The 23840-nt window shown below is 64.0% G+C and carries 17 protein-coding genes, 1 other RNA gene and 1 pseudogene; 12 read left to right on the plus strand and 7 right to left on the minus strand.

What is annotated here, in order from left to right; translation table 11 throughout:
• Positions 1-3: 3 nt before the first annotated feature.
• From OGL93_RS19300 to OGL93_RS19335, 8 genes are all read left to right on the plus strand, one after another.
• On the plus strand, positions 4-828 hold the full coding sequence (locus OGL93_RS19300; protein WP_263264482.1) for a (Fe-S)-binding protein: 825 nt from the start codon (positions 4-6) through the stop codon (positions 826-828).
• Entirely contained in the window at positions 825-2288 is a 1464-nt protein-coding gene (locus OGL93_RS19305; protein ID WP_263264483.1) for a LutB/LldF family L-lactate oxidation iron-sulfur protein, read from the plus strand. The genes OGL93_RS19300 and OGL93_RS19305 overlap by 4 nt, the downstream gene beginning before the upstream one ends.
• Positions 2285-2956, plus strand: coding sequence for a lactate utilization protein C (locus OGL93_RS19310; protein WP_263264484.1), 672 nt, complete (start codon positions 2285-2287; stop codon positions 2954-2956). Before OGL93_RS19305 ends, OGL93_RS19310 begins: the two co-directional genes overlap by 4 nt.
• Positions 2953-5823, plus strand: a complete 2871-nt coding sequence (locus OGL93_RS19315) for an FAD-binding and (Fe-S)-binding domain-containing protein (RefSeq protein WP_263264486.1) — start codon at positions 2953-2955, stop codon at positions 5821-5823. Before OGL93_RS19310 ends, OGL93_RS19315 begins: the two co-directional genes overlap by 4 nt.
• 128 nt (positions 5824-5951) lie before the next feature.
• Positions 5952-6239 carry a hypothetical protein gene (locus tag OGL93_RS19320; protein ID WP_263264487.1) on the plus strand — a complete coding sequence of 96 codons (288 nt, stop codon included), beginning with the start codon at positions 5952-5954 and terminating at the stop codon, positions 6237-6239.
• Positions 6240-6321: 82 nt separating this feature from the next.
• Positions 6322-6721, plus strand: a transfer-messenger RNA (tmRNA) gene (gene ssrA, locus OGL93_RS19325).
• 847 nt (positions 6722-7568) lie between these two features.
• Positions 7569-8030, plus strand: a complete 462-nt coding sequence (locus OGL93_RS19330; protein ID WP_263264488.1) for a PA2169 family four-helix-bundle protein — start codon at positions 7569-7571, stop codon at positions 8028-8030.
• A 346-nt stretch (positions 8031-8376) separates the two neighbouring features.
• Positions 8377-8904 carry a DUF1003 domain-containing protein gene (locus tag OGL93_RS19335; RefSeq protein WP_263264490.1) on the plus strand — a complete coding sequence of 176 codons (528 nt, stop codon included), beginning with the start codon at positions 8377-8379 and terminating at the stop codon, positions 8902-8904.
• A 12-nt stretch (positions 8905-8916) separates the two neighbouring features.
• Here OGL93_RS19335 and OGL93_RS19340 read toward each other — a convergent pair whose 3' ends face one another.
• Together OGL93_RS19340 and OGL93_RS19345 are read right to left on the minus strand one after the other, a co-directional pair.
• Positions 8917-9309, minus strand: a complete 393-nt coding sequence (locus tag OGL93_RS19340; RefSeq protein ID WP_263264491.1) for a response regulator — start codon at positions 9307-9309, stop codon at positions 8917-8919.
• Between the two features lie 135 nt (positions 9310-9444).
• Positions 9445-12117: a PAS domain S-box protein gene (locus OGL93_RS19345; protein WP_263264492.1), complete on the minus strand. Its 2673-nt coding sequence runs from the start codon at positions 12115-12117 to the stop codon at positions 9445-9447.
• Between the two features lie 312 nt (positions 12118-12429).
• Here OGL93_RS19345 and OGL93_RS19350 point away from each other — a divergent pair, with 312 nt between their 5' ends.
• The 4 genes and pseudogenes from OGL93_RS19350 (at position 12430) to OGL93_RS19365 (ending at position 17799) form a co-directional block, all read left to right on the plus strand.
• Positions 12430-13482 (plus strand): ABC transporter substrate-binding protein, encoded by a 1053-nt coding sequence (locus OGL93_RS19350; protein ID WP_263264493.1) that lies wholly within the window; start codon positions 12430-12432, stop codon positions 13480-13482.
• A gap of 228 nt (positions 13483-13710) precedes the next feature.
• A pseudogene (locus OGL93_RS19355) lies at positions 13711-15909 on the plus strand (TonB-dependent receptor); the annotation flags it as partial.
• A gap of 42 nt (positions 15910-15951) precedes the next feature.
• Entirely contained in the window at positions 15952-16860 is a 909-nt protein-coding gene (locus OGL93_RS19360; RefSeq protein ID WP_263264494.1) for a TauD/TfdA family dioxygenase, read from the plus strand.
• A gap of 33 nt (positions 16861-16893) precedes the next feature.
• Positions 16894-17799 (plus strand): TauD/TfdA family dioxygenase, encoded by a 906-nt coding sequence (locus OGL93_RS19365; RefSeq protein ID WP_263264495.1) that lies wholly within the window; start codon positions 16894-16896, stop codon positions 17797-17799.
• Positions 17800-19024: 1225 nt separating this feature from the next.
• Here the strand turns inward: OGL93_RS19365 and OGL93_RS19370 are convergent.
• The 5 genes from OGL93_RS19370 to OGL93_RS19390 all read right to left on the minus strand — a co-directional run bounded on the left by OGL93_RS19370 (position 19025) and on the right by OGL93_RS19390 (position 23651).
• Entirely contained in the window at positions 19025-20890 is a 1866-nt protein-coding gene (locus OGL93_RS19370) for a PAS domain S-box protein (RefSeq protein ID WP_263264496.1), read from the minus strand.
• A 93-nt stretch (positions 20891-20983) separates the two neighbouring features.
• Positions 20984-21187, minus strand: coding sequence for a hypothetical protein (locus OGL93_RS19375; protein WP_263264497.1), 204 nt, complete (start codon positions 21185-21187; stop codon positions 20984-20986).
• An 11-nt stretch (positions 21188-21198) separates the two neighbouring features.
• Positions 21199-21624 carry a DUF3597 domain-containing protein gene (locus OGL93_RS19380; protein ID WP_263264498.1) on the minus strand — a complete coding sequence of 142 codons (426 nt, stop codon included), beginning with the start codon at positions 21622-21624 and terminating at the stop codon, positions 21199-21201.
• A 79-nt stretch (positions 21625-21703) separates the two neighbouring features.
• The gene (locus OGL93_RS19385; protein WP_263264500.1) at positions 21704-22657 is read right to left on the minus strand and encodes a sensor domain-containing diguanylate cyclase; all 954 of its coding nucleotides are present in this window, start codon (positions 22655-22657) and stop codon (positions 21704-21706) included.
• Between the two features lies 1 nt (position 22658).
• Positions 22659-23651, minus strand: coding sequence for a response regulator (locus tag OGL93_RS19390; protein WP_263264502.1), 993 nt, complete (start codon positions 23649-23651; stop codon positions 22659-22661).
• Positions 23652-23840: the final 189 nt, after the last annotated feature.

Below are 23840 nucleotides of genomic sequence, written 5' to 3' on the forward strand. Positions count from 1 at the left end.
CCAATGAGCGAGCTCTTTTATAACGCCGTGCCTAACGCTACCCGAGTAGCCCCGCCGCTGGCGCCGCCCCGTGAATACCCGCAGGGCAAGCCGGAGCGGGTGTACCTGTTCGGCACCTGCGTGGTGGACCTGTTCTTCCCGCAGGCGGGGCTGGACGCCATTCGCCTGCTGGAGCGCGAGGGCATCGCCGTGGCTTATCCGCAAGGGCAAAGTTGCTGCGGGCAGCCGGCCTATACCAGTGGCTACACCGAGCAGGCGCGCACGGTTGCCGCCGCGCAGCTGGCACTGTTCGCCGAGCCCTGGCCGGTGGTTGTGCCATCCGGCTCGTGCGCGGGCATGTTCCGCGAGTATTACCCAGCGCTGTTTGCGGACGACCCCGCGCGCCTGGCCCAAGCCCAGGCGCTGGCCGCGCGCACCTACGAGTTGGCCGAGTTCCTGTTGCACGTGTGCCGGGTAAGCCTGCGCGACCAAGGCCCACCGACCAAGGTGGCGCTGCATACTTCGTGCTCCGCACGGCGGGAAATGAACACCCACTTGCATGGCCGCGCCCTGCTCGGCCAGCTCGCCCAGGTTGAACGCGTGGAGCACAGCCACGAAAGCGAATGCTGTGGCTTTGGCGGCACCTTCAGCGTGCGCATGCCAGACATCTCCGGCGCCATGGTCGCGGACAAAACCCGCAACCTGATCGACTCCGGTGCCAACGAGGTGATCACCGCCGACTGTGGCTGCCTCATGAACCTCAACGGTGCCTTGGAAAAACAACAGCAGGCGTTGCGCGGCCGGCACCTGGCGAGCTTCCTCTGGCAACGCACCGGAGGTGACCTGTGAGTGGGCAGGGCCGTATTCCCGCCGTGGAGCTGCATGGGGGCTTCCGCGAGCGCGCGCACCAAGCGCTGGGCGACGCGCAGTTGCGCGGCAACTTTCGTAGCGCCATGGATTCGCTCATGACCAAACGCGCATTGGCCTTCGCCGACGCAGACGAACGTGAGCAACTGCGCGCGCTGGGCAACGCCATTCGCGCCCGCGCCCTGTCCAAGTTGCCCGACCTGCTGGAAACCCTTGAGCGCAACCTCACCCGCCAAGGCATCCAGGTGCATTGGGCAGAAACCATCGAGCAGGCCAACGAGATCGTGCTGGGCATCGTCGACGCCCACGAAGCGCGGCAGGTGATCAAGGGCAAGTCCATGGTCAGCGAAGAGATGGAGATGAACGACGTGCTCGCCGCCCGAGGCATCGAATGCCTGGAAGCGGACATGGGTGAGTTCATCGTTCAGCTTGACCACGAAAAGCCCTCGCACATCATCATGCCGGCCATCCACAAAAACGCCGGGCAAGTGGCGTCGCTGTTCGAGAACAAACTGGGCGTGGAATACACCCGGGACGTGGACCAGCTCATCCAGATCGGCCGCCGGGTATTGCGGCAGAAGTTCTTCGAAGCGGACATCGGCGTCTCCGGGGTGAACTTCGCCGTGGCGGAAACCGGCACCCTGCTTTTGGTGGAAAACGAAGGCAACGGCCGCATGGTCACCAGCGTGCCGCCCGTGCATATCGCTGTGACCGGCATCGAAAAAGTGGTGGAGAACCTGCGCGACGTGGTGCCGCTGCTGTCGCTGCTCACGCGTTCGGCGCTGGGCATTCCGATCACCACCTACGTGAACATGATCTCCAGCCCGCGCAAGCCCGGCGAGCTGGACGGCCCGCAGGAAGTGCATCTGGTGTTGCTGGATAACGGCCGCAGCCAAGCCTTCGCCGACGGCGAGCTGCGCCAGACCCTCAACTGCATCCGCTGCGGCGCCTGCATGAACCATTGCCCGGTGTATACCCGGGTGGGCGGGCACACTTATGGCCAGGTGTACCCCGGGCCGATCGGCAAGATCATCACCCCGCACCTGGTTGGCCTGCACACGGTACCGGACCACCCCAGCGCCTCGTCGCTGTGCGGCGCGTGCGGCGAGGTGTGCCCGGTGAAGATCCCGATCCCGGCATTGCTGCGGCGCTTGCGCGAGGAAAACGTAAAAGCGCCCGCCACCGGCAAACCCTTGCTGCGCGGCCAAGGCAGCAAGTACTCACGCACGGAGCACCTGGCCTGGAATGCCTGGGCCAAGCTCAACAGCTCGCCACGGCTGTACCGCGCCTTCCTGCGCGTGGCCACGCGCTTGCGCAAGCTCACCCCGGCCAATGTGGGCCCCTGGACGCAGAACCACAGCGCGCCACAACCGGCGGCGCGCTCGCTGCACGAGTTGGCGGCCGAGCATTTGCACACGGGCAAAAACGGAGAAACGCCATGACAGCCCGCGACAACATCCTCGGCAAGCTTCGCCGCAGCCTGGAAGGCACCTCGCCGATTGTGGATAACTTCGACGAGGCGCTAGTGACCGCGCCTTGGCAGTACCCAGCCGCCGAGCGAGTCGGCCGCTTGCGCCAGCTGATGGAAACCGTGCACACCGAGGTGCACCTCACCGCTGCCGAGCAGTGGCCCTCGCTGCTGGCGCACCTGTTGCGGGAGCGGCAGATCGACAGCCTGCTGATTGCCCCGCGCACGCCCCATGGTCAGCAATTGCTACGCGCCTGGGAAGGGCAACCGGGCGTGCCGAGCACCACGGCCTACGACCGCCCCATAGAAGAATGGAAAACCGAGCTGTTCGACCACACCCCCGCCAGCCTAACCGGCACCCTGGGCGCCATCGCCGCTACCGGCAGCTTGATCCTCTGGCCTACCGCGGACGAACCGCGGCTGATGAGCCTGGTGCCACCGGTGCACTTCGCCTTGCTCAAGGCCAGTGAAATCCACAGCAACTTCTATGAAGTGATGCAGCGCTTCAACTGGGCCGGGCACATGCCCACCAATGCCCTGCTGGTGTCTGGCCCGTCGAAAACCGCCGACATCGAACAGGTGCTGGCCTACGGCGCCCACGGCCCGAAAGACCTCGTGGTGTTGATCCTGGAGGACCAATGAGCCTGCCCGTCGCGTTCCTTGCCCAAGTGCAGCAGCTGATCCCCGCCGAGCGCTGCTTCGACGACCCCATGGCGACCCTGGCGTATGGCACCGATGCCAGCTTCTACCGGCTGCTGCCCAAACTGGTGATCCGGGTGGAGTCGGAAGCGGAGGTGGTAGGGCTGCTCAAGGCGGCCACCGCAGAGCGCGTGGCAGTGACCTTCCGCGCTGCCGGTACCAGCCTCTCCGGCCAAGCCATCAGCGACTCGGTGTTGCTGGTGCTGGGCGACCACTGGAACGGCCGCGAGATTCGCGACCATGGCCAGCAGATCCGCCTGCAACCTGGGGTGATCGGCGCGCAAGCCAACGCCTGGCTGAGCCCCTACGGGCGCAAGATCGGCCCAGACCCTGCCTCGATCAACGCCTGCAAGATCGGCGGCATCGTCGCCAACAACGCCAGCGGCATGTGCTGCGGCACCGCGCAGAACAGCTACCACACCCTCGCCGGCCTGCGCCTGGTGCTGGCAGACGGCACCTGCGTGGATACCGAAAACCCCGCCAGCGTCGCTGCCTTTCGCCACAGCCACGCCGGGTTGCTGAGTGCCCTGCAACAGCTGGCAGAAGACGTGCGCGCGGACGAACCGTTGGCGGCACGCATCCGCCACAAGTATCGGCTCAAGAACACCACCGGCCTAAGCCTCAATGCCCTCGTGGATTATCACGACCCGCTGGAGATCCTCAGCCATCTGTTGGTGGGTTCCGAAGGCACGCTCGGGTTTATCAGCGCGGTGACCTACAACACCGTGGTGGACCTGCCGCACAAAGCCTCGGCACTGATTGTGTTCCCCAGCGTGGAGGTGTGCTGTAACGCGGTGACCGCACTGCGCAGCCAGCCGGTGGCGGCGGTGGAACTGCTCGACCGCCGCAGCCTGCGCTCGGTGCAACACAAACCCGGCATGCCGGCGTTCGTGCGCGAGTTATCCCCAGGCGCCTGCGCCTTGCTCATCGAATGCGCCGCCGAGTCCCCGGCGGTTTTGCAAGGCCACGTCAGCCAGGCCATGGCCGTGCTGGCCCGCTTCGAAAGCGAGGGCGAGGTCGAGCAACGCATCGACTTCACCACAGACCCGGTGGAAAACGCGCGCCTCTGGGCCATCCGCAAAGGCACCTTCCCCGCCGTGGGCGCAGTGCGGGAAACCGGCACCACGGTGATCATCGAAGACGTGACCTTCCCGGTGGAGCGCCTGGCCGAAGGGGTCAACCGCTTGCTGGCGCTGCTGGATAAGCACTGTTACGACGAAGCCATCCTGTTTGGCCACGCGCTGGAGGGCAACCTGCACTTCGTGTTCACCCAAGGCTTTAGCCAGCCGCAAGAAGTGGCACGCTACGACGCCTTGATGGCGGACGTGGCTCAGCTGGTGGCGGTGGAGTTCGGCGGTTCGCTCAAGGCCGAGCACGGCACCGGGCGCAACATGGCGCCCTTTGTGGAATTGGAGTGGGGCCCCCAGGCTTATCAACTGATGTGGACGCTCAAGCGGCTGCTCGACCCGCAGGGCATCCTCAACCCGGATGTGGTGCTCAGCGAAGACCCGCAGATCCACCTCAAACACTTGAAGCCGCTGCCTGCCGCCGACGCCATTGTGGATAAGTGCATCGAATGCGGCTTTTGCGAGCCGGTGTGCCCTTCTCATAACCTGACCCTCAGCCCGCGGCAGCGCATCGTCATCTGGCGCGACATCCAGGCGAAGAAGCGCGACGGGCACAACACCCAAGCGCTGGAGCGCCAGTTCCAGCACCACGGCATCGACACCTGCGCCGCCACCGGCCTGTGCGCTCAACGCTGCCCCGTTGGCATCAACACCGGCGAGTTGGTCAAAAAGCTGCGCGGCACCACCGCTCATCATCCGCAAGCCGCCAGTTGGGCCGCCGACCACTTCGCCACGGTGTTAGCCGGGGCCCGCTGGGGCCTGCGCGCCGCCACCGGCGCCCAACGCCTGCTCGGCGCACCCCGCATGGCGCGCTACGCCGCCGGGCTGCGCATGCTCAGCCGCGGCGCCGTGCCCCAATGGTCCCCCGCCCTGCCCCAGGCGCAACCGCCGCTCACCTTCACCGCGCCCAGCACGGACGACCGCCCACGGGTGGTCTACCTCGCGGCCTGTGTGTCTCGCGCCATGGGCCCCGCCATGGGCGACAAGGAGCAAACCCCGCTAATCGACAAAACCCGCCAGTTGCTGGAAAAAGCCGGCTACCAGGTGGTGTTCCCCGAAGGCCTCGATTCCCTCTGCTGCGGCCAGCCGTTCGACTCCAAAGGCTACGCCAGCCAGGGCGAGGCCAAGCGCCAGGAACTGATCCGCGCCCTGCTGCGTGCCAGCCGCGGCGGGCTGGACCCGATCTACTGCGACACCAGCCCCTGCGCCCTGCGCCTGCTCGGCAACCTGGCCGACACCCGCCTGGACCTGCACGACCCGGTACGGTTTACCCACAGCCACCTGCTCAGCAAGCTGGACTTCACCCCCCAGGCAGCGCCCATTGCCGTGCACGTCACTTGCAGCACCCAGCACCTGGGCCAAAGCCAGGCCCTGCTGGACATCGCCCGCCGCTGCAGCCAAGAGGTGATCATTCCCGAAGGCATCCACTGCTGCGGCTTCGCCGGCGACAAGGGCTTCACCCAGCCAGAGCTCAATGCCCACGCCCTGCGCTCATTGAAAGGGGCCGTGCAGCACTGCGCCGAAGGCATCTCCACCAGCCGCACCTGCGAAATAGGCCTGAGCGGCCACTCCGGCATCGACTACCACAGCTTGGTGTACCTGGTGGACCGGGTCACTCGCGCTAAGCAAGCGCCGGTGGAAAACCCGCCCTTACGCGAGGCCCCCAGAACGATGCCGTGTTAATTCGTGCACAAAAAAATAGAAACTGTCGGCAACCGCCGCAGTCCATGAAGTAAGCCCAACCGCGCGGGCGAATTTGGCGCATTGGCAATGGCCAATGAGCGTGCCTACCCCTTGAAGGAGAAATGCCCATGACCCGTTTTGCCCTCCCTGCAATCGCCTTCTGTGCCTCCGCCCTGTTGGCCGCGCCGACCTTCGCCGCGGGCGACCTGTGCTCTGCCAACCTGCAGAAGATCCATGACACCCTGGCGACCACCGCGCAGACCAACCCGGCCCTGGACAAAACCATGCGCGGCGAGATCACCCTGGCTGAGAACGACCACAAGGCTGGCAAAGAGAAAGACTGCGTGGCCCGCACTGGCAAGATCATCACCCAGTTGGACAACTACACCAAAAAAGGCGGCGCCGCCGGCAACTGATGCCCCGCCGTTACGCCCACGGTCGACTTTCCCCGCGTAACGGCGTATGCTACGCAAACCTGTCGCCTCTGGTGGCAGGTGCGGGGCCGATCAGGATTCGACGCCGGTGATGAAACTCTAGGTGCATGCCGAGTTGGTAACAGAACTCGTAAATCCACTGTTGCAACTTTTATAGTTGCCAATGACGAAAACTACGGCCAGGAATTCGCACTCGCCGCTTAATTGCGGTGACTAGAACCTGAGCTTCTGGTTACTTCGGTACCAGCAGTCGCTAGGGGATGCCTGTAAACCCAAACCGACTGTCAGATAGAACAGGATCGTCGCCTAGTACGTCGTGGACGAAGCGCCTAAAACTTACACGACTCGCCCAAAGCACCCTGCCCCTCGGGCGGCCGCGGGTTAACTTAGTAGAACGGGCTAAGCATGTAGTACCGACAGCGGAGTACTGGCGGACGGGGGTTCAAATCCCCCCGGCTCCACCACTTGAAAGACCTAAGAAGCCCGCCCAGTGCGGGTTTCTCTGCATCTGGGCTTCAGAAAGTCGTTGAAGGTTGCTGTGGATTCAGGTGGATTCAGTTACCGCTCAGCAACATTTCAGCAACATACTCCCCGGCACTTCCCGCCGACACCATGCCGTCCTAGCTGGGGCCATTCATCCCCTACCCATCGACCATCCTCTCCACTCTCTATTACTGTATACCCATACAGCAACAGAAGCACGATAATGACCAAAGATGGCCTAGACCCCGCCGGCTGGCTGGGGCTAACCCACGCCGGAAGAAATGTGGCGCCAGCAGACTCAGCTTTGTGCGGAGGAATGTTCAATCCTTCAGCAATCACTGACAGAACAGCGAAAGCGACTCGCCACGCTCACCCCAATGTTTATCGACGCCGATAAAGAGCGCGCTCAGCTGACAATCTCGACCTGGGGGATGATTGCACGCCGCGTGCCGGATGATGCTGAGCACATTCAATGGCACTTCCATCATGTTGCCTAGCATTCCGTTCTCCCGGGGTTCCTTTTGAGTTGGAATTTTAGGAAGCACCCTGAATAGCCGCTATTCGGGTCGCCATGGAAGCCGGCGCCGCTGAGGCGAAAGGCGAGCGGAGGGAAATGCACGTGGCTGTTCAGGTTTCTAGGCCACTGCTTGCTCCTACCAACATCCGCCGGGGCCGGGCCGCAGCCGCGCGCCAAACGCCTTGGTTACCGCCCAGTCACTTCGTCTGAACCTTCCTTTACACCCGCGCCCTAAACACCTGAGCGTGTTTTGAGCGTTCTCAATGGCTGCCTATCAGGCCCCCATGGGCCGTCCATTCGGAGTGACGAAAATGACTGATACCCAGAAAGAAACTATCGAACTGCTTAACGACCTGATCCAAACGTCGAAGAATGGGGAAGCGGGTTTCAAAGACCTGGCTGAGCACACCAAGAACGAGCATCTGCGTTCTGTGTTCAGCAGCCGCGCCACGGATACCGCACAGGCTGCGGCAGAGCTACAACAGTTGGTGGCGCGTTTGGGCGGTGAAGCCGAAACGGACACCAGCCTGGCGGGTGACCTGCATCGCGGCTGGCTCGACGTGAAGGCGGCGCTTACCGGCCACGACGACGTTGCCCTCCTCAACGAAGCGGAGCGCGGCGAAGACGTAGCGAAGAAGCAGTACAGCAAAGCGCTGGAGCATACCTCCCTTGCCCAGGACGCCCGCGTGGTGATCCAGAAGCAGTACGACGGTGTGTTGCGTAACCACGACCAGATCAAAGCGCTGCGCGATCAAGCCCGCGCTCAGAAGTAAGCCGCTTGGCCGGGCGGCGCTTTAGAGCGCCGCTTGGCAGCCCCCTCGTTGACGCTTTCGAAGTCAGCTCGCTTTTTAAGCGCTCCGCTACGCCGCGTATGCCCCCTGCACATTAACCTCACAATGCCGTCCGTCACCGCTTAGCCGCATGGCGCTCATGCCGCTTGGCTGGGCGGGCGTCATCACATCAGTGCCCCCATGCAGAGAGGAGAGGTTTTGGGCGCCTGGCCGCGCCATCGCGGCAAGCCCTACTGCCATGCAAGAGGGCAGGTTTGGCATTGAGCTAACGCTGTGGCCGCATTACCTTTGATGCCTCAGGCACCGCCCTCCGTTTAAAGAGCGCACGATGAAACAGCCCTTGGAAAAACCCAACACTCCAGCGCCCGACCACTTCCGCTATCACCGCCCTCACGCTCACCTGGCCTCAGCGTTCGGCAACGACCGTTTCGCCCTGCGCGCGGAGGCGTTTGCTCGGTTTTTCGGTACGCCGGCGTTTCTAGGCGCGCAAACATTGGTCGTGGTGCTGTGGGTGGCGCTGAACACTCTCGGGTTCAGCCATTTCGATGCTTACCCGTTCATCCTGCTCAACCTGGCGTTCAGCCTTCAGTCCGCCTATGCCGCGCCGCTCATTCTGCTGGCGCAGACGCGCCAGGCCACGCGCGACAAGGCCAACGCAGAAGCCGACGCGCAGCATCGCGAGGCGTTGGCGGTGGCTGCCGAAGAGCGTCAGGCGTTGGCCGAGCGCAACAGCGTGCGGCTGATCGAGTTGATGGAGCAGAACACTCGGCTGACTGAGCTCACTCAGCAGCTGGCGGAGCGCATCGAGCACCTGACACTGGAAGTGCACGGGCATGTGTGCCCACGCTCGCAATGAACGGCAGCACTGTCACTCCCCGTTCAACCGCCCTTGTACCAGGCTCAGAATGGCGTCCAGGCTCCAGGGTTTGGCAAGGAAGCATGCGCTGGGTGGCAAATCGGAGAACAGTTGGGCGCTGTAGCCGCTGGTGACGATCACTGGCAGTTCCGGCCAGTGAGTATGCAAGGCGGTGGCCAGTTGCAGGCCGGTGATGCTCCCGGGCGTCATCACGTCGGTCAGCACCAGGCCCACATCCCGATGCTGCTGGATGGCGCAGAGCCCATCGTCGGCCGTTCCTACCGCCCGTACCGTACAGCCCAGTTCGGAGATCACCTCCACTAACAACTCGCGCAGCAGTTCGTCATCCTCAACGATAAGGACGACGGGATGGGCGGTTTTGGGCAGCGCGGTTTGCTTGATCATGAAGGTATGATCCAGCGAAGTGAAACATTCTTAATGCGCCCGACGAGCTGCGCGTTTTGTACAGCTTCGGGCAGCTCTGGCATAGGTTTAAGCGGTGGTCGTACAAGGGCTGTCCACGCAGGTTGGCACCTGTGGCTAACCCGCCATGGCAGCGGGGGGCGGCGGTGTTGAGCGCGGCAAATAGAGGCACACATGCGTTCCTGCGCCCGGCTTGGAAGTGATAGCCACATGCCCTTTGGCTTGCTTCACGTAGCCGTAGATCATCGACAAACCCAGCCCTGTACCCTTACCGGCCGGCTTGGTCGTGAAGAAGGGCTCAAAGGCACGTGCTTGCACGTCTTCGGGCATCCCGCAGCCGCTGTCCTTCACGCAAACGGCGATGTACTCGCCCGGCTCAAGCCCGGCATTGGCTGCCTGGCTGATGTGCTCGGCGAGGGTCAGGAAGGTGGAAATCTCGATAGCCCCACCCTCCGGCATGGCATCCCGGGCATTGATCACCAGATTGAGCAGCGCGTTCTCGAGCTGGTTGCCATCGCACAGCGCCGAGGGCAGCCCGGTTTCCAGGGTGGTGGTCAGTTTGTAGTGTTCGCCGAGGGTGCGGTGCATCAGGTCCTCCAGCGACACCACCAGTTTATTGACCGACACCGGCTTGAGCTCCAACGGCTGGCGCCGAGAAAAGGACAACAGGCGCTGGGTCAGCGCCGCCGCGCGGTGAGCCGAGGTAGTGGCGCCATCCAGGTAGCGCCCCAGGTTGACGGTGCGCCCGGCCTCCATGTGGCGCTTCATCAGCTCCAGCGAGCCGAGGATCGCGGTGAGCATGTTGTTGAAGTCGTGGGCGATGCCCCCAGTGAGCTGGCCGATGGCGTCCATTTTCTGGGTCTGCCGCAGACGCTCTTCGGTTTCCCGCAGGTCCGTGATGTCCCGGCCTATGGCGTAAATCTCTTTTTCGTAGGCAACGGCCGCCCAGGAAACCAGGCGATAGGCGCCCACCTTGTTGAGGGCGCGCAGTTCGAAGTTGGTCGTGCTCTGGCCCAGGTGCAGGCGCTTGAGCTCAAGCATCACCCGGGTTCTGTCCTCGGGGTGGATGGCCTCGATGATCGACGTGCCGCGCTGTTTATAGGCGCCCCAGCCAAGGGCGTTATCGCAGGCATCGTTGATACTGAGCAGGGTGCCGTCGGTGCTCAGCACCACCATGAAGTCGTGGCTCAGCCGCCATACGCGGTCGCGCTGCATGGTTTTTTCAGCGACCTCACGCTGCAGGTCATCTTTGGTTTGCGCCAGGATCTGCCGCGCCTTGACGATTTCACCAATGTCGGTTGCCGACAAGAACCATCCGGTAACGGCGCCGTTTTGAGCGCGCACCGCATGTGCTCGGCACAACACCCAGCCATAGCCGGCCACGCGGTGGTTCAGCCTGAATTCACTGTGATAGGGCGCGCCGGTGGCCAGGCTGCAGTTCCAGGCTTTTTGCACGCGCTTGCGATCGCCTGGGTGAACATGCCGTAGCCAGTCGTTCTGGCTGGCCGGGACGTCGCTGGCCCTGGTGTAGTCGTACCATCGGTCGTTGAAAAATTCCGGCGTGCCCTGGGCCGAGGTAGTCCAGACCATTTGCTCGATGGAGTGGGTGATGGCCCTGAACCGGGCCTCGCTCTGCGCGAGCAAAAGCTCCGCCTCGCGCCGCCGGGTAACTTCGATGAACGCGACTGCGAAGCGGTCGCCGTCAAGGCGCCGGGCACGTTCTTCGAACCAGCGTTGCTCGCGCCCGGGCAGGCAGATTTCGAAATGAGCGCGCTCACCACTATGCAAAAGCGCTTCGTAAATGCCCAATTGGGCTCGGCTCAGGTCTGGGAGCAGATCCAGCGCGGTACGGCCCACGACCTCGACACCCGGGGCCAGGCCCAGTTGCACCCAGAACGCCGGGTTCGCCTCGATGTAGCGGAAGTCCGTCATGTTGCCGCGGTCATCGCGGATGGCTTGCGCCACATAGAAGCCATCCACCATGCCTTCGAACAACGTGCGCCAGCGGGCTTCGGCGGCGCGGATGGCCAGCTCCGCGCGCTTGCGCTCGGTGATGTCGTAGCACAGGCCCAGGTAGCGGGTGGCGTGCAGGTTATCGACGGCGATGGGCTCTCCCCGGCGGGCGATCCAGCGCTCTTCGGCCGAGGCCCCATAGAAAATGCGGTACTCCTGATACTGCAAGGCTTGCGCCGAGAGCGCCGTCGCGTCGGTCAATAGGTTGGGCCGGTCATCCGGGTGCACCAGGGAGAGCAATTGCTTGATGGGGTAAAGGTTACGCTCGGCGATCCCCCAGATCTTGCAGAACTGAGGCGATACGCTGATCAAGCCCTCCTCCGGGAAAATCTCGAAACTGCCGATGCCGCCGGCCTCTTGGGTCAAGCGCAGCCGCTCGGACACTAGACGCTCCTGAGTCCGGTCCCGGAGGATTTTCGAATAACCCAGTAAACGGCCATCGCGGCGCAGTGGCATCAGCTCCCCCAACGCCCAGAAGTAGCTCCCGTCCCGCTTCACGTGCCAGCGCTCGTCCAGCGCCCGCCCCTTGGTGGCCGCGATGTGCATCTCCCAGGTGCTTGTGCCGGCCTGGCGATCTTCCGAGGTAAAAAACAGGTCGACGGACTGGCCGACCGCCTCCTCCGTGTTCCAGCCGAGCACTTTCTGCGCGCCTTCGTTCCAGGCAACGATGATGCCGTCGAGGTCTGAAACGATAACGGCGTAGTCACCGCTATTGTGGAACACCAGGTCGTACAGGTCGGCGGCGGGCAGGCTGGCGAGTTCGCTGTGGTCAGACATGGGAAGCCCTAGGTGATAGCCGTACTGGTATCGACCCTAGGGTAGTTGGGGTATTCACTGTGGGTTGCACCCGCACGCATAAACCGGATCAGAGGCGAGCGCTGCGCTTGCTCAGCCGTGTATTTCAAGCGCGTTCCCAAGCGCAACGCTAATGCCTTTGACGAATATTATTTATGCCCGGCGCGCACCTGCCTTGAAACGCCCGTGCGGAGCGGCTTATGCGAGAAAGGCAGCGAAAAGTGATTTTTTAATATTTAACGCTTATTAACCCATATGCGTATCTAGCGGCTCTCGTTTCTCTGGAGCCCGCCCATGCCCGCCGTCGCCCGCTTGCTTCGTTCCTTTGCCCCAGTCGTGTTGAGCGGCGTTTTGAGCGCCTTGGCCGGCCCTTCCTATGCGCAAGACCTGCCAACGGAAATCCGCATAGCCGTGCCAGACCTCAGCGCAGGAACGGACCACAGCGGTGGCGGTGTGGTGGACGTGCTGCGCGACCAGCAACTGCTGGAAAAAGAGTTCGCCGCCGATGGCATTAAGGTGCAGTGGCTGTTCTTCAAAGGCGCGGGCCCTGTGATCAATGAGGCCTTGGCCAACGGCCAGGTGGACTTCGCCTACCTAGGCGACCTTGCTGCCATCATCGGCAAGGCCAGTGGCCTGGATACCCGCCTGCTCAGCGGCGCCGCCCGCCGGGTGAAGAGCTACCTGGGCGTGGTGCCCGGCTCCGGGGTGAAAACCCTCGAAGACCTCAAGGGCAAGCAAGTGGCGGTCTTCCGTGGCACCGCCAGCCAGCTCTCGTTCGACGCCGCCTTGGCCAGCCGCGGCTTGTCCGAGCGGGACCTGAAGGTGGTTAACCTGGACTTCAGCGCGGCCAACGCGGCCTTGGCCGCGCGGCAGATCGACGCCACCTGGGGTAACGCCGGGTTGATCGCTCTGCGCGAGCGGGGGTTGGCCGAGCTGCCGCTGAGCACCGCCGACCTGGGCGGCGCGGGTGACCTGCAAGGCGTGCTGGTGGGCACGGGGCAGTTCATCGACCACTACCCGCAAGTCACCGAGCGCCTGCTGCGCGCCCAGCAACAGGCGCTGAACTGGCTGGCACAACCGGGCCACAAGCAAGCTTATGTAGAGCTGGTGTCGCGCCTGGCCAACTACCCGGCGGTGATCCTCGCCACCGATGTGGAGGGCGAGGACTTCAGCCGTCAGTTCGACCCCAAGCTTGACCAGGACTTCCTCGGCAGGCTGCAAACAGCAGTGGACTTCGCCGGCCAGCAGCGGCTGATTCGCGCGCCCTTCCAGGTGACCGAATGGGCACAGCCGCGCTTCCTGGATGCCGCGTTGCAAGCCTCCGGCGCGGCTCAGGCTGCCCGCTAGCCCCCCCACCGATCACCACCCCTGAACCCACCAGCGGCTGCTGGCGCGGGTAGCCGTTGCCAAAAAAACGCCTCAAGGAAGAACTGCATGCGCTTGAACCGCCTGGCCACCACACCCTTCACCGCCCCGTTTGCCGCCCTGGATTGCACCTTGGCGCTGTGGCTGCTCACCGCCGCAGGCAGTGCCATGGCCGCCACCGACGAGCCCAATGAAGCCGCGGCCCCAGGCACAGCGCTGGAAAAAGTCACGGTCACCACACGCCGCCGCGAGGAAGACGCGCAAAACGTGCCCACCCCAATGACCACCGTCAGCGGCGCCACCCTGGAAACCCAGCGCATCACCAAGGTTCAAGACCTGCAGCAACTGCTGCCCAGCGTGAACGTTGCCTTTATCCATGCACGGCAATCCAGCGTGGCGGTGCGCGGCATTGGCAATAACCCGGCCAGCGACGGGCTGGAGGGCAGCGCGGGCATTTACCTGGATAACGTGTACCTCGGCCGCCCGGGCATGGCCGTGTTCGACCTCCTGGACATCGAGCAACTCGAATTGCTGCGTGGCCCTCAAGGCACGTTGTTCGGCAAGAACACCACTGCTGGCGTGGTGAACATCAGCACCCGCGCCCCAAGCTTCGAAACCGAGCGCACGGTGGAGGTCTCGGGCGGGGACTATGGGTATTTCCAGGGGCGCGGCACGGTCAACGGGGCACTGACCGAGACCCTCGCCGGGCGCTTGTCGGCCTATCGCACGCGCGACGATGGCTACATCAAGAATGTGTACGACGGCCACCGCCTCAACGGCGGCGAACGCCAGGGCTTTCGCGGGCAACTGCTGTTCAAGCCCAACGATGACTTCAGCCTGCGCTGGATCAACGACTACAACGAAGAGGATTCCAGCACCGGCACCATGGTGGTTTATGGCGCGCCTGCGCGGTACTGGCAGCGCGCGGCGCTGGTCGGCGCCACACCGCAGCGGGACCCGGACGATAAAAAGGTCAACATCGACGGCCGCCAGCATGTGAGCGTGCATCAGGGCGGCAGCTCGGTGGAGGCCAATTGGAACCTGGCCGGCGGCTACACGCTAACATCCATCAGCGCCTACCGCTTCTGGCACTTCACCCCGGCCAACGATGAAAGCCTCAACGTGCCGGCGATCCTCAACACCGGCGTCGAGGTCAACGATCGCCAGTTCTCCCAGGAAGTGCGCCTGGCCTCGCCCAAGGGCGAATTGTTCGATTACGTGGTGGGCGCCTATGTGTTCGACCAGAACCTGGGCAACCGTACCTTTACCGATTACGGCCCGGCGGCGGACTCGTTCCTGCTGGGCAGCAACCTCAATGCCCTGAACAACACCCGCACCAAGGCCAACGGCAAGATCGAAACCGACAGCTACGCCGCCTTCGCCCAAGGCACGTGGCACTTCACCGACCGCCTGGACTTCACCGCTGGCCTGCGCGGCACCTATGAGGAGAAAACCGCCTCGATCACCCGCTTCGCCCCCGTGGGCGGTGCGGCCGTGACGGGGGCCGCCGCGGCCGTGCGCGCATCGCAACTGGGCGCTTACGACTCCGGCGACCTGAACCTGCACAACGCGGCTCCCTCGGCCTTGCTGAGCCTGAGCTACAGGCTCAGCGATGACGTGCTTGGCTATGCGTCGCTCGCCCACGGGGAAAAGTCTGGTGGGGTGAACCTGGCGGTCAGCAGCGCGCCGGTGGCCGGGGCCAGCTCGTTGGTGGTGGGGCCGGAGCGCGCCAACGATGCCGAACTGGGGCTCAAAAGCCGCTTGCTGAGCAACCGCCTACTACTCAACGCCAACCTATTCTGGACGGGCATCCACGGCTACCAGGCGACCACGCTGTATCAGCCAGCGGGTGCAGCCACAGTGGTGCAGATGCTCGCCAATGCCGGCAGCGTGCGTTCCCGCGGGCTGGAGCTGGAAGCTACCGCCCTGCCCTTGCGCGGGCTCACGCTCAACTTCAGCGGCTCGTACAACGACGTGACCTACCTGAGCTTCAAGGACGCGCCTTGCCCTGGCGAGGTGACCACGGTCAACGCCGCCGCCACGTGCGACCTCACGGGTGATCGAGTGGTGGGCGCCTCCAAGTGGATCGCCAACCTCAACGGCGAATACAAGTGGCAGCTGCCCAACCGCGTGGAACCCTACGTCAGCGCCAGCTATGCCTACCGCTCGTGGGCCGAGGGTTCGTTGGACAACTCCTCGCTGTCGCGCATCGACGGCTACGGCCTGCTCAACCTGTCTGCCGGGGTGCGCCGCGACCTGGGCGACGGCCAGCTGGACGTGTCCCTCTGGGTACGCAACGCCACCGACCGGGACTACTACCTCAGCGCCTTCGCTTACCTCAATGGCGCCTACACCGCTTCCGAAGGCCCGCCGCGCACGCTGGGTGCGACGGCGCGCTACGACTTCTAAACGCTGTACCGAACCACCGCCCAACCACCCGAGGAGCCATCCATGAGCATCGCCGCCGTCGCTGTTCCACCTGCTTCCACTGCTGCTTTGAGCGTTCATCCCGTCGCCGGCCGTATCGGCGCGGAGATCCGCGGCATCCGCCTGACCGGCGACCTGGATACCGCCACCGTGGCGGCGATCCAGGCCGCGCTGGTGCAGCACAAAGTGATTTTCTTCCGCCAGCAGCATCACCTGGACGACGCCGGCCAGGAAGCCTTCGCCACCCTGCTCGGCGAGCCGGTCGCACACCCGACCGTGCCGGTGCGTGAAGGCACCCGCTACCTACTGGAGCTCGACGGTGCCGAGGGCGCCAGGGCCAACTCCTGGCACACCGACGTGACCTTCGTGGATGCCTACCCGAAAGCGTCCATCCTGCGCAGCGTGGTGGCGCCGGACGCTGGCGGCGATACCGTATGGGCAAACACCGCTACCGCCTATGACGACCTGCCAGAAACCTTGCGCGGCCTGGCCGATACGTTATGGGCGATCCACAGCAACGAGTACGACTACGCCGGCATTCGCCCCGGGGCCACCGCACAGCGGTTGGAGCGCTACCGCACGGTATTCGCGTCCACCGTTTATGAAACCGAGCATCCAGTGGTGCGGGTGCATCCGGTGAGCGGCGAACGCACCCTGCTGCTCGGCCACTTTGTGAAGCGGCTCAAAGGGCTTTCGCAGGCCGACTCCAACCACCTGTTCACGGTATTGCAGGGCTATGTCACCCGGCTGGAAAACACCGTGCGCTGGCGCTGGCAGGCAGGTGACGTGGCGATCTGGGATAACCGCGCCACCCAGCATTACGCCGTGGACGACTACGGCACCCAGCCGCGCATCGTGCGCCGGGTCACCCTGGCCGGCGACGTGCCGGTGGCGCTCGATGGCCAACGCAGCCACACCAGCCGTAAGGGCTGAAGCCCGTTCAACCCTTTTGCGGAGGCACTACCGATGAACGTTGCAGTTTCTACCCTGACGTCAGCCAGGGTACAGCCAGCGCCGCCCGAGCGCTTCGACATCACCCCGCTGGACGCCCCGCTCGGCGCCCTGGTCAGCGGCTTCGACGCCAAGGCCCTGCGACCTGAGCAGGTGTTGCAGCTCAAGCAGGCGCTGCGGGATCACCATATTCTGCTGTTCCGCGGGCAGCAGCTGGACGATGCGCAATACCTGGCCTTCGCCACGCACTTCGGCGCGGTGTTTCAGCCCCCTGCCAACATCCCGGTGCTGTCTTCGGGTGCCGACGGCAAGGCGCCCGAGATCGTGAAGGTGGCCAACAGCGAGGGCGGCGAGCTAGGCAATACCGCGATACCGGCCCATGCCGACCACCATTGGACGCCCACGCCGTCGTCGGGGTCTTTCCTGTACGCGCAGGCCGTACCTTCCACTGGTGGCGAAACCCGCTTCACCAACCTGGCACTCGCCTACGAAACCCTTAACGAAGCCACCCGCCGGGAGATCGACCCGCTGAGGCTGATCACCTATAACCCGTTCATTCGCTTGAAAACCGGCGGGTACAACGGCAGCTTCGTGCGCTACCGCACCCCTGAGGTGCCGGCCATCCAAGGCACCGAGCATCCCCTGGTGCGCACCCACCCAGAAAGCGGCAAGCGCCTGCTGTTCCTCGGCGTGGCTACAGAAGTGGAAATCCCCGGGGCAGACCCCGCCTACGGCCAGGCGCTGATCGAGCGCTTGCGCGAACATTTGGAACAGCCGCGCTTTCACTACAGCCACGCCTGGCAGCCGGGGGACATCATCTGGTGGGACAACCAGGCGGTGCTCCATGCGCGAAACGCCTTCCCGGCCAAGGAACAGCGGCGGATGAAGCGGATCAGCCTGGCGGGAAGCCGGCCGTTCTAACCAGGCGTATGCCTTTGCGCCTCTCTCGAAGGGGCGGACACCAGCCCGCGAACCAGCAATTGGGCTGGCAGCTGTGTTCTGGTCGGCAGCCGCGTTCGCGGGCTTTGCACGCTCCTACAGAGGACTGGGTTTGAGTAGGCGCTGGCGCTAGCCTGCGAACGTCACGCTGCCGGTTCGCGGGCTTTGCCCGCTCCTACAGGTGGCCGGGGTTGGGTGGGAGCTGGCGCTCGCCTGCGAACGTCATGCCGCTGATTCGCGGGCTTTGCCCGCTCCTACAGGTGGCTGGGTTGGGGTGGGAGCTGGCGCTAGCCTGCGAACGTCACGCTGCCGGTTCGCGGGCTTTGCCCGCTCCTACAGGTGGCTGGAGTTTGGGTAGGAGCTGGCGCTAGCCTGCGAACGACAGGCCGCCGGTTCGCGGGCTTTGCTCGCTCCTGCAGGTGGCCGGGTTTGAGTAGAGCTGGCGTCAGCCTGCGAACGTCACGCCGCCGGTTCGCGGGCTTTGCCCGCTCCTACAGGTGGCCGGGTTGGGGTGGGAGCTGGCGCCAGCCTGCGAACGCCAGGCCGCCGATTCGCGGGCTTTGCCCATTCCTACAGGTGGCCGGGTTTGGGTGGGAGCTGGCGCTAGCCTGCGAACGACAGGCCGCTGGTTCGCGGGCTTTGCCCGTTCCTACAGGTGGCTGGAGTTTGGGTGGGAGCTGGCGCTAGCCTGCGAACGACAGGCCGCTGGTTCGCGGGCTTTGCTCGCTCCTGCAGGTGGCCGGGTTTGGGTGGGAGCTGGCGCCGGGCTGCGAACGTCATGCCGCTGGTTCGCGGGCTTCGCCCGCTCCTACAGGTGGTCGGGTTTGGGTGGGGGGTGGCGCTAGCCTGCGAACGTCACGCCGCCGGTTCGCGGGCTTTGCCCGCTCCTACAGGTGGCTGGGGTTGGGGTGGGAGCTGGCACTAGCCTGCGAACGTCACGCCGCTGGTTCGCGGGCTTTGCCCGCTCCTACAGGTGGCCGGGTTGGGGTGGGAGCTGGCGCTAGCCGGCGAACGTCACGCCGCCGGTTCGCGGGCTTTGCCCGCTCCTACAGGTGGCCGGGGTTGGGTGGGAGCTGGCGCTAGCCTGCGAACGTCATACCGCTGATTCGCGGGCTTTGCCCGCTCCTACAGGTGGCCGGGGTTGGGTGGGAGCTGGCGCTCGCCGGCGAACGTCATGCCGCTGATTCGCGGGCTTTGCCATTCGGTGTTACAGCGTTCGCTCGAACAGGCACACGCGGTTGCGCCCACCTTGCTTGGCGGCGTACATGGCGCTATCGGCGTCTTTGATCAACTGTTCGGCGCTGCGCGGGTCGCCGACCTCATGCAGGGTCAGGCCAATGCTGGCGCTGACCTCCACGCTCCGCTCGCCCAGCATCACTGGGCTGGCTATGGCGCTCAGCAGCTTGCGTGCCACGCCACTGGCCAGGGTGGGGTCGGCCAGGTGCGCCAGCACTACCACGAACTCATCCCCCGCCAGGCGGAACACTCGGTCGCTACCGCGCAGGCAGCGCACCATGCGCTGGCCGATCTCCTTGAGCAGCACGTCGCCGGCATCGTGCCCCAGGTTGTCGTTGACCGCCTTGAAGCCGTCCAGGTCGATAAACAGCACGCTCAGGGTGTAGGCCTCCGCGGCCACGCCACCCATTGCCCGGGGTAGCCATTCGTTCAACGCCCGGCGGTTGGCTACGCCGGTCAAGGGGTCTTGCAGGGCCTGACGCTCGCGAGCTTCTTCCTTGGCCTTGCGGGCGGTGATCTCGTGCAAGAACGCGTTGAAAAACACCCCCTGCTCAACGTGCAGGGCATTGATATGCACCTCGACCGGAATGGTCTGGCCGTCTCGCCGCAGGGCCTGAAGCTCCAGGCGCCGCCCCAGCACCCGGTTTTCACCGGTGCGCAGGTATCGACGCATGCCCTGCGTGTGGCGCTCGCGCAGTTCTGGCGGAATCAGCAGCTCTTCGAGCAACTGGCCAACGGCCTCGTCTCGGGACCAACCGAAAGTGGCCTCGGCCTGCCGATTCCAGGACAGAATCCGGCCCTGCTCATCGGTGCGTACGTAGGCGTCCTGGGTGTACTCAAGCACTGCGGACAGTTCGGCTTCGCGCTGATGCAGCGTGTGCGTGCGCTCCGCGACCCGCTGCTCCAGCTCATTGGCCAACTGCGCCAATGCGCCCTGGGCAGCTTTGCGTGCCTGGATATCCGTCACCACGGCGAGGATGAAATCCAGCGCGCCATTGTTGAGGTTATGCCGGGTCAGGGTCAGGTGTACCCAGCGGATTTCCCCATCCTTGCGCACGCACCGCTTCTCTAGCTCGAAACGGTCGATTTCACCCCGGCACAGCCGCTCCCATTGCTCCAGATCCCCGCTCAAGTCGTCGGGATGGGTAAGGTCGCTGTAGCTCATGCCAACCAATTCTTCGCGCGAGTATCCCACCAGGTCGGCAAAAGCGGGGTTGATCCGGACCAGGCCGCCAAGCGCATCGGAGACTGCCATGCCCGGCCCAGCACTCTCGAACACCGAGCGAAAACGATCTTCGGCAGTCTCGATGCGTGCCTCGGATATCTCCAGGTGAGAGCGCGACAACAACGACGCCTCACGCAGCCGCACTTCTCGGACCACCAATTCGGCGAGGTCGGTCAGGATCTGCCGCTGATCCGGGCTTAATTCACGCGGGCGGGAATCGATGGCACAGAGCGTGCCCAGTGCATAGCCGTCGCTGGTACGTAGCGGATAGCCCGCGTAGAAGCGGATGTTTGGGGCACTGCGAACCAACGGGTTATTGGCAAAGCGCAGGTCTTGGGTGGCGTCATTGACCACTAAGGGTTCACGCTGGCGGATGGCGTGATCGCAGAACGCGATTTCCCGCGGCGTTTCTCGTACATCGAGGCCCACCGCAGACTTAAACCACTGCCGGTGTTCGTCAATCAGGGAAACCAGGGCGATAGGTACATTCAGAGCCCGTGCCAAAAGCCGGGTGATCCGGTCAAATTCCGGCTCCGGTTCGGTATCCAGCAGGTTCAGTGCCCGGAGCAATCGCAGGCGGATTTGCTCGGGTTCCGAAGCGAGGTCGATCACCTGTCGGCTCCATGTGCCGCTATGCAGCGCGGCGTAGAACAGCGCAGGGCGGCGCCGGGGCCGCATGCGGCCCGGCGCCGTATTACCCGAACGTCAATGGCGGCCGGTGTACTCGGCGCGCCCGCGCCCGGTGTTCTCCACCAGCCGGCGGCCCGTCTCGCCCTCGCGGTGGCGATACTCATCACGGCCGTTGGTTTCGGGCTTGCCAGGGGCTGGGGTAGCCTTCGCCGACGGGTCGGTGCGTTGCGCTTCGCAGGGAGTTTCCCGGTCTTCGAGTCGTTTCACCATGACAACCATCGGCGTGCTCCTCATAGCAGGTCTTGCGGAACGGTACCGCCACTGGCGGCGACTTTTTGCAGAACGGCCTTGTGCAACCACATGTTCATCTGCGCCGAATCACTCAGCTTGTCGGCCGGGCAGTTGAGTTCGGTGGCAAGTTGCTTGCGGTGTTCCAGGCTGCTGTCGATGCCGAGCAGCTTGAGCAGGTCCACGACCGAGGTGCGCCAGTTGAGCTTCTCTGCGCTATTGGCGGCCAGCCCATCGAGCTTGGCGCCCACGTCTACGGTGCTGCCAGTGGCAGGTACGCTGGTGCCGGTAATGCTCGGCGCGAGCCCGTCGTTGTTCACCGGCGGCGCACTGCCTGCCGGCGCGGTGGTGGGAGCGGTAGTGGACGCAGGCTGGGTGTCGTCGTGGCCAATGCCCAGTTTGCTCAGAATATCTTTGAACAGGCTCATCAATGTTTCCTCTTGGTGCCGTAGGTCATTGGTGGACCCCGGCCCCAAGCGGAAAGTTTGATCGGGTTGATCAGCGTGATCAGGCGAACACAGTGACCCGGTTGCGCCCGCTGCGTTTGGAGGTATACAGCGCCTGGTCGGCGCGTTCGATCAGCTCCTGGTAATCGGCGGCGGGCCGCTGCAGGTCTGCCACGCCCAGGCTGATGGTAAAGCGTATGGCCTGCCCGTCGTGGGTGACTACCAGCGCCTCGATGGACGCGCGCAGACGCTCGGCGAGGATCTGCCCGCCTTCTTTGTCCGTGTCGGGCAGCAGCAGCGCAAACTCCTCGCCGCCGTAGCGCCCGCAGATGTCCGAGTCCCGCACGTGCTCGCGCACTACGTCTGCCACCCGCTGGATCACCCGGTCCCCACCGGGGTGGCCGTAGTTATCGTTCACCTGCTTGAAGTGGTCGATGTCGAACATGATCAGGGTGCAATCGTTGCCGTAGCGGGTATGCCGGGCGTATTCGTGCTTGAGCGACTCCTCCCAGTGGCCACGGTTGTACAAGCCAGTGAGGCGGTCTGTGCTGGAAAGCTTTTGCAGCTGCACGTTGACGGCCTGCAACTCGCGGCGGTTCGTCGCCACTTCCGTCACGTCGTAGATCACCAGGCAGATGTGCTCGACCACGTTGTTGATCGAGCGCAGCGGAAACAGCGTGGTGTTCTGGTACATGAATGGCTCGGAGCCGGTAATTGGCTGATAGCTTTCGAACTTCAGCAGGTACGGGCGTTGCTCCCAGATGGTGAACGATGGCGAACCCAAGGTGACCACGCTTTCTACCTTGCGGGTGAACCAAGCCTGGTCGACTTCCGGGAACAGCTCGAAAAACGGCTTGCCCTGGGCTTCCCTGGCGGGCACCCCAGAACGGTTTTCGATGAAGGTATTCCAGACCGACACGGTGAAGTTGCGGTCGAAAACGACCACGCCCACGTCGATGCTCTGGGTAATGGCCAGCAGCCAGTGAAGCTCGGTAAGGTCAAGGGATCTGTTCATATCAATTCATCATGTACGCGAGCTTGCCTTGGAGTCTAGCCAGCGACGTCTCGGTGAACAGCAGCAGCAGGTCGAAATGGATGTCGTGCCCTTCCACGCTGTAACTGATTTCCACCGCCAGCGTTTGTTTCCAGCGATGCCGGTTGAGCTTGATCAGGTCTTCGATGCGGGCATGCTCGCCCAGCACCTGAGGATGGCTAAGCGAGAAGGTGACGTCGATCTGCTCGCCCATGCCGCTCAGGCAGGCGCCGATCAGCAAGGCGGAGAGGTCCAGGAGCATTTCCGACTGGCTGCTTTCGCGGTGTTCCTGGCGCATCAGCCGGGCCATGTCCGCCATGCTGCTATCGTGGAACATCAGCAACGCCTCGCCAGCGATGCCTTCACCGATATAGCCCTGGCAAATGGCCGTGAGCTGGTTCCCTCGCTGGGCGTCGGCCAACGCCATGTGCAGCTCGCCAACCTCCAGCACGTTCACGTTGGGCAAGGGCAGCTCGACGAAGACATTCAACACCTTGGCCAATAGCGCCGCGGCGCGGCCCATGGACACATTGACCGTTTCCCGGAAGGCGTCGTTGAAGTTGATCATCATGTCGGCGGCGGCGAACCCAGAAGGGGCCTCGCCCTCGCCCACCAGCCCGCATTGCCCCAACGCCTTGCGCAGTTGTTCGGCATCAGCGGGCTTTTTCAGAAATGCAGTCGCCCCAAGGGCCAGCACGCGGCGAACCGCTTCGTCTTGAACATCGCCAGACACTACGATCACTTTGGTTTTAAGCCCTTCTTCGCGGATGGCGGCAAGCACTTGGTAGCCGTCCATTTCTGGCATGGTCAGGTCCAGCAGCACCACTTCGCCCAGGCCATTGCGAATGGCCTCCAGGCCAAGCCGGCCGTTCTCGGCTTGCGTTACCGACACCCCGAGCCCATCGGGCAGTGCCCGTAGCAGCTGCTTGCGGGCCATGTTGGAGTCGTCACAAATCAGCAAAGGTACAACAGCCATTGAGATTTTCGTCCCGGTTGAATGCCTGCGGGGGCGGACCAGCGGCACTGTAAACAGAGTAGATGGCACTACGCCAGCCCTTTGGTACATCTGCGTCAAAACCAGCCTTGTTGCGTTAAACAATAGCGGGTGCTTGCTTCTATAGTGAATGCGGTTCGCGCATCGGCTTGGACATATCCCCATGCAGTT

Source organism: Pseudomonas sp. RIT-PI-S (assembly GCF_025642975.1).
Lineage (GTDB): Bacteria > Pseudomonadota > Gammaproteobacteria > Pseudomonadales > Pseudomonadaceae > Aquipseudomonas.